Here is a 12,514-nt window from a genome sequence, read left to right as displayed (position 1 = left end):
TTTTACATGACTGAAGTTGTTATTGTCGCTGCCCAACGCACACCGATTGGTTCATTTGGAGGTGCCTTTAAAAATGTATCGGCTGTAGATTTGGGCAAGATTGCCGTAACTGGTGCCCTATCTAAGATTGATTTAGACCCCAAAGAGGTGGATGAAGTGATATTCGGTAATGTCTTAAGCGCTGGTCTTGGTCAAAATATGGCTAGACAAGTGGCAGTGGCATCCGGCGTCCCCATCGAAAAACCTTCCTTCTCCGTCAATAAGGTTTGCGGTTCGGGCTTAAAGGCAGTTGTGTTAGCGGCGCAAAGTATTATGGTTGGTGATGCTGATGTGGTGATTGCAGGTGGTACGGAAAATATGAGTCAAGCACCATATATTTTACCGGGTGCACGTTGGGGCATGCGCATGGGGGATCAAAAAGTGGTCGATTCAATGGTCAACGATGGCTTAACCGATGCCTTCAAGGGCTATCATATGGGCATGACTGCTGAAAACATTGCCGAAAAATATGGCTTTAGTCGTGAAGACCAGGATATCTTAGCAGCTGAGAGTCAACAAAAAGCTGAAGTTGCCATCAATGAGGGGCGCTTCAAAGCGGAAATCATCCCCGTGCCCGTAGCTGACCGTAAAGGCAACATCACCATGGTCGACACCGATGAGTATCCACGAGCTGGCGTAACAGCTGAATCGCTCGCAAAATTACGCCCCGCTTTCAAGAAAGATGGCGGTACAGTGACCGCGGCCAACGCGTCGGGTGTCAATGACGGGGCCGCTGCGGTAATATTGATGGCCAAAGAAAAGGCAATTGCCTTAGGTATCGAGCCCCTTGTGACCATTAAAAGTTATGCAAGTGCGGGTGTTGATCCAGCGATTATGGGCACCGGTCCTATACCCGCTACCCGCCAGGCCTTAGCCAAGTCGGGACTCACCATACAAGATATGGATTTGATTGAAGCCAATGAAGCCTTTGCTTCGCAAGCGCTGGCAGTTTTGACAGACCTAGAGGCGGATATGACAAAGGTGAATGTCAACGGTGGTGCGATTGCGTTAGGCCATCCGATTGGTGCATCCGGAGCGCGCATTTTAGTGACGCTGGTTCATGAGATGGCCAAGCGCCAGGCTCAATATGGTTTGGCAACCCTCTGTATCGGCGGTGGGCAAGGTATTTCAATGATTGTTGAGCAGGCGTAAATGAATACTGTTGGATAGATTCGTACAAAGAAAAAGGAGATAGGACTATGATAGATCAATATACTTTTCACGATATGACAATTTCTTGGCTAAATGGTGCGCTAATTAATACTGACGGTGGGACGATTTTTGGGCCTGTTCCTCGGACTTTGTGGGGCCGCTACTATCCATATAATGACCGCAATCAAGTGGCTGAAGCAACTGATCCCATTTTGATTCAATATCAAGGGATGAACTACATGATTGATGCTTCATTTAATCTAGATAAATTTACGGAAAAAGCCAAGCGTAATGTTGGTTTGGAAAAGCCCGGTAGGATTATGGAAGATTTTGATCAGCTCGGCATTAGTCCTGAAGATATCGATGTCATCATGATGACGCATATGCATAACGACCATGCCAGCGGCCTAACTTATTTTGCAGATGACGCGTGGCATTCAACCTATCCCAACGCTACGATTTACATGTCAGCCGTTGAATGGGATGCTGTGCGCCACCCTAATGCCCGTACGAAAAATACCTATCCTCGCGAGAATTGGGAAGCCATCCAAGGCCAAGTCGTCACTTTTGACGACAGCTTCCAAGTCACCGACGGCATCACAATGGAATTCTCTGGCGGCCATAGTCCAGGCCATGCGATTATCCGACTAGAACAAAACGGCGAAACCATGCTACATATGGCAGATATTTTGCTATCATTTGTGCATACAAATCCGCTATGGGTGGGTGGCCTCGACGACTACCCAATGGATTCAATCTCTGCCAAGGAAAAATACATGGCCGAAGCCCTAGCCAACCACTACCGTTTCATGTTCTACCACGATCCATATTACCGCGTGATTGAATACACAGAAGACGGTAAAAACATCCAATACGCCATGAAATCATCGCGCGATGTCCACATCCCATTTACCCCAGAACAAGACCGCACACCACGCCAAGTGGACAGCATGGTAGCCAAATAAACAAGTTTCTTCTATATAAATAGGAAAAGTCGTATGCCAGTTTGAATGCAGCATACGACTTTTTTGATGAGTATTAGATTGTCTTGTAGTGTTGGTGTCCGTGCACCAACACTTTCCTTTTGAAGTTCTTTGATTAACTATATGTTTTTTATAGTCCTGCAGTATCGCTTTTCAAGAATGAATGCTCATATTTGAATTTTTATGGTTTTTTTCAAATATGGGGTTTCATATTTGATTTCTCACCCACTTTTGTCAAATATCAGTGCCCATATTTTATGCATATATTTGGTCTATCAAGTACGCAATTTCATATGAGAATATTTGGCCTCTTTTTCGATTATGAAATTTCATATTTGAATTTTGGCGTCATTTTATCAAATATGACCTGCCCATTTTTGAATATCTGGTCCTTTTTTCTACTATGAGATTTCATATTTGAATGCCCACTAAATTCCGCACGAAACACCCATGCCAAAGAAAAAAGCTCCCCTACAGTATTACCATTCAGTAACACCTAGGAGAGCCTTCATATTGTCTGAATATTCAAATGTAGCAAGAAATCAATGCATTAAATTAACGTTTATCCAATTCTTCGGTTAATAATTGGTTTACAACTTGTGGGTTTGCTTGCCCTTTCGTTGCTTTCATAATTTGACCAACTAAGAAACCAGTGGCTTTCTTCTTACCAGCTTTGTAGTCGTCAATTGATTGTTGGTTGTTATCAAGGATTTCAGTAATCAATGGTAACAATTGTGCTGGGTCAGATAATTGTACTAAGCCTTCAGCTTCAACAACTTCTTTCGCAGAGCCACCCTTGTCAGCTAATGATTTGAATACTTTCTTCGCTTGTTTGCTAGAAATTGTACCATCTTCGATCAATAGAATCATTTCAGCAAGTGATTCTGGTGTTAAACCGATTTGGTCTAATTCTTTCTCATTATCATTTAGGTAAGCAGATACTTCACCCATTAACCAGTTAGATGCTTGTTTTGGATCCGCACCAGCTTTAACAGCTGCATCGAAGAAATTAGACATTTCTAGGGTTTGCGTCAAGATTTGTGCATCGTATTCTGGTAATTCATAAGTTTCTACATAACGTTTACGACGATCAGCAGGCATTTCTGGTAAGCTTGCTTGAATTTCTTCTAACCAAGCATCAGATACTGTAAATGGTGGTAGGTCAGGTTCTGGGAAGTAACGGTAGTCCGCTGCCCCTTCTTTGACACGCATCAATTGTGTTTTACCTGTGTTTTCATCGTAACGACGAGTAGCTTGTTCAATTACGCCACCAGCGTTTAATACTTGTGCTTGGCGTTTTTCTTCGTAAGCTAAACCTTTACGTACGTAGTTGAATGAGTTCAAGTTCTTCAATTCGTTCTTAGTACCAAATTCTTTTTGACCGTAAGGACGTAAAGAAATGTTGGCGTCACAACGCATAGAACCTTCTTCCATTTTCACATCAGAAACGCCTGTGAAACGGATGATTTCGCGGATTTTTTCTAGGTAAGCATATGCTTCTTCTGGAGAACGCATGTCAGCTTCAGATACGATTTCCAATAATGGTGTACCTTGACGGTTTAAATCCACTAATGAAGAACCGCTACCGTGAATGTTTTTACCAGCATCTTCTTCTAAATGTAGACGTTCGATGCGGATTTTTTTCGTTTCGCCACCGACTTCAATTTCAATCCAACCATTTTCACCAATTGGTTGCCACAATTGAGTTGTTTGGAAAGCTTTGGGGTTATCTGGGTAGAAGTAGTTTTTACGGTCAAAATGTTGTACTGGGTTGATTGTACAGTTTAAAGCTAAAGCAGCTTTAATAGCAAATTCAATCCCACGACGGTTCATTTTTGGTAAAACCCCTGGGTAACCAAAGTCGATTACGTTAGTATTTGTGTTTGGTTCAGCTCCAAAATGAGCGGCAGATGGAGAGAACATTTTTGATTCTGTTTTTAATTCAACATGGACTTCAAGCCCAATGACTGTTTCATAGTTCATTCTTTTTCCCCCTCTTACTCTGCTGGATGTTTTGTATAAGCGTCGTTCACTTGTTCTACGGCATAAGCTGCACGGTAGATTTTTTCTTCTGCAAAACGGTCACCGATAATTTGCATACCAATTGGTAGCCCCTTATCATCAAAACCTACAGGCATTGAAAGACCTGGTAATCCAGCTAAGTTGACAGGTACTGTTAACAAGTCAGCCATGTACATTTCGATTGGATCAGATGATTTTTCACCAATTTTGAAGGCTGTACCAGTGGTTACTGGGCTAACAATTAAGTCGACTTCTTCAAAAATCTTATCAAAAGCTTCTTTAATTAACATACGTACTTTGGCTGCTTGCATGAAGTAGTCATCAATATTTTCAGAAGCGATTGAGAATGTACCAGTCATCAAACGACGTTTTACTTCATCCCCGAAGCCTTCTGTACGTGTTTTAACGTAAAGTTCTTCTAAGTTAGAGAAGTTTTCCGCACGGTAACCATAACGAATACCATCGTAACGTTGTAAGTTTGAAGATGCTTCAGCAGAAGCGATGATATAGTAGACTGGAATACCATATTTCAAGTTCGCAAAGCTAATTTCTTTTACGGTTGCACCAGCATTTTCTAATTGTTTAATCGCTGCTTGTACCTGTTCTTTCACTTGTGGATCAACTGCATCATCGAAGAATTCTGCAGGTACACCTAGTGTTAAACCTTGCACGCCATCTTTCATAGATGCCACGTAGTTTGGTACTTCTAATGGTGCTGAAGTTGAGTCTTTTTCATCATAACCAGCGATGGTTTGTAACATGATGGCATTATCTTCAACAGTACGTGTCATTGGCCCAACTTGGTCTAATGAAGATGCGAAAGAAATCACTCCCCAACGAGATACACGGCCATATGTAGGTTTCATACCTACGATACCGTTGTATGCTGCTGGTTGACGGATTGAACCACCAGTATCAGTACCTAAAGTTGCTAAGACTTGACCTGCTGCTACAGCGGCTGCAGATCCACCTGATGAACCACCAGGTACACGGTCTGTATCGAATGGGTTACGCACAGGGCCAAAGTAAGATGTTTCGTTAGAACCACCCATTGCGAATTCGTCCATGTTCAATTTACCAATATTGATTGCACCAGCTGCTTCTAAACGTTCAGTTACAGTTGCATCGTAGATTGGGACAAAATCAGCTAACATTTTAGATCCGGCTGTTGTTATTACGCCATTTGTAAGAATATTATCTTTTAACCCAATAGGAATACCTTGTAATGGACGTTCTATTGAGTAACCTTTTGCATCAGATGCTTTGGCTTTCGCTAAGGCATTTTCTTCATCTAATGTGATTACCGCATTGATGATATCATTGTCTGCCTTTACACGGTTAATGGCTTCTTGAACTAATTCTACAGCCGTTACTTGGCCAGCAACCAATTTTTCGTTCAATGAGCGAATCGTATCTGTAAATTTATCCATTAAGCTTCGCCTCCGTCTGTATCAATAATTGATGGTACTTCGATGAACCCATCTGATGTTGTCTTTGCGTTGATGAATAATTCATCACGTGTTTGTGTTTCCACAACTTTGTCTTCGCGCATTACGTTTTTGAAATCAACTGCCCAGAACATTGGGTTTACATTCGTCGTATCTACCGCTTGTAATTCGTTGATCATATTTAGGATGTTGCCAAATTCATTGGTAAAGTGTAACACTTCTTCATCTTCTACTTGGAATTTTGCTAGATTAGCAATCCGTTTAACTTCTTCTTCAGAAATCGCCATAACGGGTTCCTCCTTCATTTTTCAGCTTAGTTTTCGCCTTATTTTACTTGCTTAATTTTAGCATAAACCGACTATATCAACAATGTTAATTAAACTAACATTGGTATTTTTTTGAAAAAGCAATAGGCAAGCCTTTTCATCAAGGTCTTGCCTATTACACCAGGTATCACCTTGTTAATCAATTCTTTTATGTTAAAAAATATAACACCAGAACTAATTTACCAAGACATAGTCAAATGTATCCGCATCTTGTGGACGTGATAACAGGGCACGAACGCCATCTGCTGTCACGACTTGGATTTGAATTTCGACATTTGTTTTGAAGACACTGTTGGCAGTCGCAATTGCTTGTTGCGCTACGGCAATGACTTCAGAATAGCCATCAAATTGGCTATTGATGATGATGTTGATCTTCTTCAATTCATTATCTTCATAGTAACCAACGCCTGATAAACCAGAAAGTTGTGGGTAGAAGCTTGAAACTTGATCACGGAATCGTGTGAAAGAGACAGTGTCTTCTTCATTTGGCGCATCATCGACACCATATACTACATAATCTTTGGTATAGCTAGACCAGTCACCAAAGCTCGTACCACTTGAGGATACGGCGTCTGTCGTGTACGTACCGCCACCCAAGTCACCTGAAGCCGCATTTTCAAAAACGGCAATGTGGATAGGTATGTTGGCGTAGGCCTCATTCTCACGGATACGGCTGACAATGGTTTCAGCCATCGCTTTCCCCTGTTCAATACGTTGATCAGCGGTGATTTCCACCTCTTGTGAATCTGAATCACTGGTAAAGGTATCAGCATAATTCATGGCCAAACCGATTGAAATCCCAGCTACGTCACCATTGGCATTCACAAAATCGTATTCCATAATGGAGTTTAGATAACGCGGTTCAAAGCCATCAATCGTTTCAGATAAGGCACCAGCTGGGTTCAAACCATTTGGATTGTCATCAGATTTAGCGCCCAACCACTCGTTAACGGTATCTTCACTGAGCACTTGGCCTTCTTTTAGTGAATAGTCTTCTGTTGCAAAGATATTTTGGGCTAAGTCATATAGACCACGCTCCAAATTTTCTAAATTGGCTTGAGAAGTATCACCGGATACCAATCCTGAAGCCCCATTAATTTGGTAAGTGCCATCTTGAATATATGAGGAATAGTATTCCGTCGATAATTGATCCGTTTGATTTTGGCTACTTTGTGTCTCTGTTGAGGATGTACTCGATGCTTGGCTCACATCAGATTCGCCATTTTGGCATGCCGCTAAGGCAAAACTGGCTAGCATTACGATTGCTAATGAATGGTATTTTTTTATTTTCAACACAGCATTCCCTTTCTTCACTTGAGTTTTTACCCAATCCCAAGTACATTCTATTTCTTCTATTGTCTTATTATATTATAACTTGTCCACCATGTCTTGTTCAGAGAAAATCGTAACCCCTAAATCTTGGGCTTTCGTCAATTTCGAACCAGCATCTTCACCGGCCACCAAAATATCCGTTTTCTTAGAAACTGATCCCGTCACATTCCCACCAAGTGCTTCAATCGCTTTCTTGGCTTCCGGACGTGTGTATTGACTCAATTTACCTGTTAGGACGACCGTCTTACCCGCCCAGAAGGAATCCACCGCTTCAATTTCGGCCTTAGCTGGTCCCTTATAGGTCATATTGACCCCACTATCTTTTAGGGATGTTACTAAATCTTGTACCCCATCTGTTGCGAAAAAGGCAACCACCGAATCAGCAATCGTTTCGCCAATTCCTTCAATATTAGTAAAGGCTGCAACATCTTGAACCATGATTTCAGCCATCGAAGGATAGACTTCCGCAATTTGACGGGCCGCTTTCGCGCCAACATGGCGGATACCCAAACCAAACAGCAATCGTTCTAAGGAATTATCCTTAGAGTCGTCAATGGCTTGTATAATTTTATCAGAGGACTTGTCGCCAATCTTATCTAGCGTCATCAATTGGTCTTTTGTCACATGGTATAAGTCAGCCGGACTTTTCACGTTCGCCTTCTCGTACATTTGATCTAAGACACTTGGGCCAACACCTGTAATATTCATAGCGTCACGTGAAACGAAATGGTTCAATTTTTCCTTGACCTGCGCCGGACAAGCTGGATTCACACATCGCAATGCGACTTCATCTTCAAGATGCACCAAGTCACTATGACAAGCCGGACAAACTGTCGGTTTTGGATAAGCTACTGAGTCTTCCGGACGCTTATCTAAAACCACATGTACCACTTCCGGAATAATATCGCCTGCTTTATGGATCACTACGGTATCATGTAAACGAATATCCTTAGCTTCAATGAGGTCCATATTGTGCAAGCTCGCGCGTTGTACGGTTGAACCATCTAATAAGACTGGCTCCATGATGGCAGTTGGTGTAACCACACCCGTACGGCCAACGGTCCACTCAATATCATGCACCACTGTTTCCACTTCTTCGGCTTGGAATTTGTAGGCAATAGCCCATTTCGGTGCTTTCACTGTATAGCCCAGCGTTTCTTGGTCTTCAAACGCATCTACCTTGATAACGATACCATCAATACCGTACGGTAATTCATGACGTTTAGCCGTCATCTCTTCAATGTAGGCTTGAATTTCAGCAGCTGTTTCACAAATACGATACATAGGATTTACCCGCAAACCATAATCTGGGAAAATCTCGAACAGATCAGATTGGCTATGAATAGGCACTTGGTCAGAGAATACACCTGAATATAGGAAAATACTCAAGTTACGACGTGATGTTACATTAGCATCTAGCTGACGAATAGACCCTGCTGCTGCGTTACGAGGGTTGGCAAAGGTTGGCAGACCAGCCTCTTCGCGTTGCTCATTTAAGGCTACGAATGATGCTTTCGGCATATAAATTTCCCCACGCACCTCGATATCAATCGCTTGACGTAGCTTCATCGGTACTGACTTAATGGTCCGAACGTTGTTAGTGATATCCTCACCCACCACCCCGTCTCCACGCGTTGCAGCACGGACATAACGGCCGTTCTCATATTGAATGGCTACGGACAGACCGTCAATTTTTAATTCACAGACGAAACGAATTGGCCCATCCACCAAACGTTTAGCATCCTCCACGAATTTATTCACTTCAGCAAAATTAAAGGCATTCCCTAGCGACATCATGGGTTGCGAATGCGTCACCTTAGAAAAGACCTCACTCACCGCATCCCCCACTCGTTGCGTTGGCGATTCTGCCAACACAAACTCAGGATACTTGGCCTCTAACGCCTGCAACTCACGATACAGTTGGTCATACTCCTGATCCGAAATCGTTGGATTATCCAAAGCATAATATTGGTAGGCATAATCATTCAACTGATCCGTCAACTCTTCCATTCGCAAGACATCAATATGTTGTTGCGCATCCTTTGTCATCTTCAATCTCCTTTAAAAATCTCTTTTTACAAAAAGTATTACGCTTGTTTTTGAATAGGTGCAAAGGCTGACAGCAAGCGCTTGATACCTTGGTTTGGAAAGGCAATGTCCAACTCCTGGTCATTTCCGGAACCAGATACTTTCACCACCGTGCCCACGCCCCATTTCTTGTGGACGGCCTTATCGCCAATTGCCCAGGTTACAGGCCCTTCGACCACCTCACCATCTGGCTTCTTGTTTACTGGATCAAAGACAGAACGTTTCTCCTCTTGCTTGCGGTCATAGAATGAACGCACGTTTGCGCGCTCATAGGTGTTCGCTGAGCGACGATTCGCACTCGCACCACCGAAGCTAGTCGTTGATGCATATGAGGATGACCCACTACTAGCGCCAAATGGTGAATCATAGGAACTGGTAGGTTGGAATACAGAGCGCTCATTTTCGCTATCATCTAAGACTTCTGGGTCAATTTCAGCGATGAATCTTGAGGCTGGATTTGATTGGTATTGCCCGTACAGCAAGCGTGATAGAGAGTTGGTAATATAGAGTTTTTGTTCTGCTCGTGTGATACCCACATAGGCTAGACGGCGTTCTTCTTCTAATTCGTCTTCGTCCTTGGCTGCACGCGCCAATGGGAACATGCCTTCTTCCATCCCAATAATGAATACAACCGGGAATTCAAGTCCTTTGGCCGCATGAAGGGTCATCAGGGTTAGTTCGCCTTGTTGGTTAACGTCTTGATTGTCTAAGTCAGATACCAAGGCCAGGTCAGTAATGAAGCCCATTAAGGCATCTTCCTCGATTGGTTGATCCATCACATTGTCGAGTTCTGCTAGAATTTCATTGGTGTCAAATAAGTTGAAGGTACCATCTGCGTTTAATGGTGTTGCCGTTTGGTCACCTGTTGCTAGATTGGTTGGTGTTAAGTCGAAATCACGATTTTCCTCTTCTTGTGCAGCGATTGTCGCTTCTTGTTCACGCAAATTACGGTCCGCTTCCCAACGTTTGTCGAACTCTTGGGTTACGGAAATGAATTCGTGAATATTATCAATACGGGCATCCGCTTCAAGTGTTTTTTGACTTTCCAAGTCTTTGAGATAGTTGGTTTTTTTCAAGACTTCTTCCACTAATTCTTGAATTGGTAGGAAGGCACGCTCAGCTTGGAGATCAGTCATGGTTTGGGCAAATTCCTTCAAACTCGTTGCACCCTTACCTGTAATAGGCGAATAGTCCACTAACGATGCTGCTTGAAGTAAAGAAATGCCTTGTTGGCTTGCAAAACGGGTTAATTTTTCTAACGTCCCCGGACCAATCCCACGTTTTGGTACATTGATAATACGGGTAAAAGATAAATTATCAGCCGGATTAGCTAGTAATTTCAAGTAAGCTAAGACGTCTTTAATTTCTTTACGGTCGTAGAATTTCAAACCACCGACAATGCGGTATGGCATATTGGCTTTCACCAAATTTTCTTCCATTACACGCGATTGGGCGTTGGTACGGTATAAAATCGCAAAATCACCATAATGATAACCATCATTTTTTAGGTGATCCTTAATTTTAGAGATGACATAGTTGGACTCATCGCGTTCATTTTGCGCGCGGTAATAAGAAATCAAATCCCCTTTGTCATTATCAGTCCACAGGGTTTTGTCCTTACGATTGTTATTTTGATTGATGACATTATTGGCCGCTTGCAAAATATTCTTGGTAGAACGGTAATTTTGCTCTAGCAAAATCGTCGTAGAATTTGGATAGTCATGTTCAAAATTCAAGATGTTTTCCATATTGGCACCACGCCAACCATAGATTGATTGGTCAGCATCCCCAACCACACAAACATTTTTGAAGTAAGCCCCTAGGTGTTTCACCAATTTATATTGGGCCTCGTTGGTATCTTGATATTCATCGACATGAATATAGTGAAATTTTTGTTGGTAATATTTCAAAATCTCAGGTTGTTGATCGAATAATTTCACTGTATACATAATTAAATCATCGAAGTCGAATGATTGCGCCGCTTGTAAGCCTTTTTGGTAGCGTTCATACACATCCGCAATAATATCTTCGATGTAGCCTGAGTAATTTTCACGATAGTCATCTGGTAACATCAGATTATTCTTCGCATCAGAAATTTTCCCCAAAATCATTTTGTGGGAAAATTTGTCTTTATCTAGATTTAATTCTTTGATAATACGTTTCACTAAAGTTTGTTGTTCAGATGGATCAGCAATGGTGAACGAACGAGTAAAGCCAATTGCCTCCGCCTCACGACGCAAAATACGTACGCACATGGAGTGAAAAGTCGAGACCCACATATCATTGGCATCCGGACCGACAAGCGCAGACACACGCTCCTTCATCTCCTTAGCAGCCTTATTGGTAAAGGTGATTGCTAAGATATTCCATGGATTCACATCCTTCTCGCTTAAAATATAAGCCATACGGTGGGTCAAAACACGTGTCTTCCCACTACCCGCACCGGCCATAATTAAGAGCGGACCTTCAGTATGCTCAACAGCCTCTCTTTGCTTATCATTCAAGCCTTTGGTAAATTGATTCAGTGCCATTTCTTAGGCCACCTTCCCTATAGTTTCAATGATAAGTCTACCATTAATAGAACACCCGTTCAATAATTATAGGATGAGAGGGAGGGCGTTTAGACAGGTAACACTGAAGGACATATGCAGTAGCGAGTGCAACTTGCTGCAAATATGTTCGAAGTGGAGACCTGTCTGCCCGAACGAACTCGACTGGATAGGATGAGAGGATCGACGCTTAGAAAGCCGTCGGTGGAAGATTAGTGATGACGATGATGTAAGTCATCGGCGAGCTAATCTGAAGCGAGAGGCTTTCTGGAGATCCGAACTCGACTGGATAGGATAATTGAAAAAATGTTCAGCTCCTAACCAGCTTGGTTTAAAGAATGAAATCCCATATTTGAAAAAACAGCGAAATATTCAAGAACGACAGCCTATACTTGAAAAAATAGCGAAATATTCAAATATGAAATCCCATACTTAATACGAGTAACTAACTATTAAAGAACGAAATCCCATATTTGAAAAAACAGCGAACTATTCAAGTATGAAACCCCATACTTGAAAAAATAGCCAAATATTCAAATATAAAATCCCATATTTGAAAAGCGCCTGAAAATTTA

8 protein-coding genes are annotated in these 12,514 nt (G+C 42.2%); 2 read left to right on the top strand and 6 right to left on the bottom strand.

Annotation, left to right across the window (positions count from 1 at the left end; translation table 11 throughout):
- Positions 1-6 precede the first annotated feature (6 nt).
- Together EF384_RS00520 and EF384_RS00515 are read left to right on the top strand one after the other, a co-directional pair.
- Positions 7-1,191, top strand: a complete 1,185-nt coding sequence (locus EF384_RS00520; RefSeq protein ID WP_123779045.1) for an acetyl-CoA C-acetyltransferase — start codon at positions 7-9, stop codon at positions 1,189-1,191.
- Between the two features lie 47 nt (positions 1,192-1,238).
- A complete protein-coding gene (locus EF384_RS00515) occupies positions 1,239-2,156 on the top strand; it encodes an MBL fold metallo-hydrolase (protein WP_123779044.1) in 918 nt (305 codons plus the stop codon).
- Between the two features lie 573 nt (positions 2,157-2,729).
- On the opposite strand, the gene gatB is transcribed toward EF384_RS00515, so the two are convergent.
- The 6 genes from gatB to EF384_RS00485 form a co-directional block, all read right to left on the bottom strand.
- Positions 2,730-4,157 carry an Asp-tRNA(Asn)/Glu-tRNA(Gln) amidotransferase subunit GatB gene (gene gatB, locus EF384_RS00510; RefSeq protein WP_123779043.1) on the bottom strand — a complete coding sequence of 476 codons (1,428 nt, stop codon included), beginning with the start codon at positions 4,155-4,157 and terminating at the stop codon, positions 2,730-2,732.
- 14 nt (positions 4,158-4,171) lie between these two features.
- Positions 4,172-5,626 carry an Asp-tRNA(Asn)/Glu-tRNA(Gln) amidotransferase subunit GatA gene (gene gatA, locus EF384_RS00505; protein WP_123779042.1) on the bottom strand — a complete coding sequence of 485 codons (1,455 nt, stop codon included), beginning with the start codon at positions 5,624-5,626 and terminating at the stop codon, positions 4,172-4,174.
- On the bottom strand, positions 5,626-5,931 hold the full coding sequence (gene gatC / locus EF384_RS00500; RefSeq protein ID WP_233487688.1) for an Asp-tRNA(Asn)/Glu-tRNA(Gln) amidotransferase subunit GatC: 306 nt from the start codon (positions 5,929-5,931) through the stop codon (positions 5,626-5,628). Before gatC ends, gatA begins: the two co-directional genes overlap by 1 nt.
- A gap of 213 nt (positions 5,932-6,144) precedes the next feature.
- Positions 6,145-7,266, bottom strand: a complete 1,122-nt coding sequence (locus tag EF384_RS00495; RefSeq protein WP_094518160.1) for a CamS family sex pheromone protein — start codon at positions 7,264-7,266, stop codon at positions 6,145-6,147.
- 72 nt (positions 7,267-7,338) lie between these two features.
- Complete coding sequence (gene ligA / locus EF384_RS00490) at positions 7,339-9,351, bottom strand: NAD-dependent DNA ligase LigA (protein WP_123779041.1); 2,013 nt, start codon at positions 9,349-9,351, stop codon at positions 7,339-7,341.
- Between the two features lie 38 nt (positions 9,352-9,389).
- A complete protein-coding gene (locus EF384_RS00485; protein ID WP_123779040.1) occupies positions 9,390-11,921 on the bottom strand; it encodes a UvrD-helicase domain-containing protein in 2,532 nt (843 codons plus the stop codon).
- Positions 11,922-12,514 lie beyond the last annotated feature (593 nt).

It is taken from the genome of Aerococcus agrisoli (assembly GCF_003797145.1).
Classification (GTDB): Bacteria; Bacillota; Bacilli; order Lactobacillales; family Aerococcaceae; genus Aerococcus; species Aerococcus agrisoli.
This window is presented reverse-complemented; position numbering and strand designations above follow the sequence as displayed.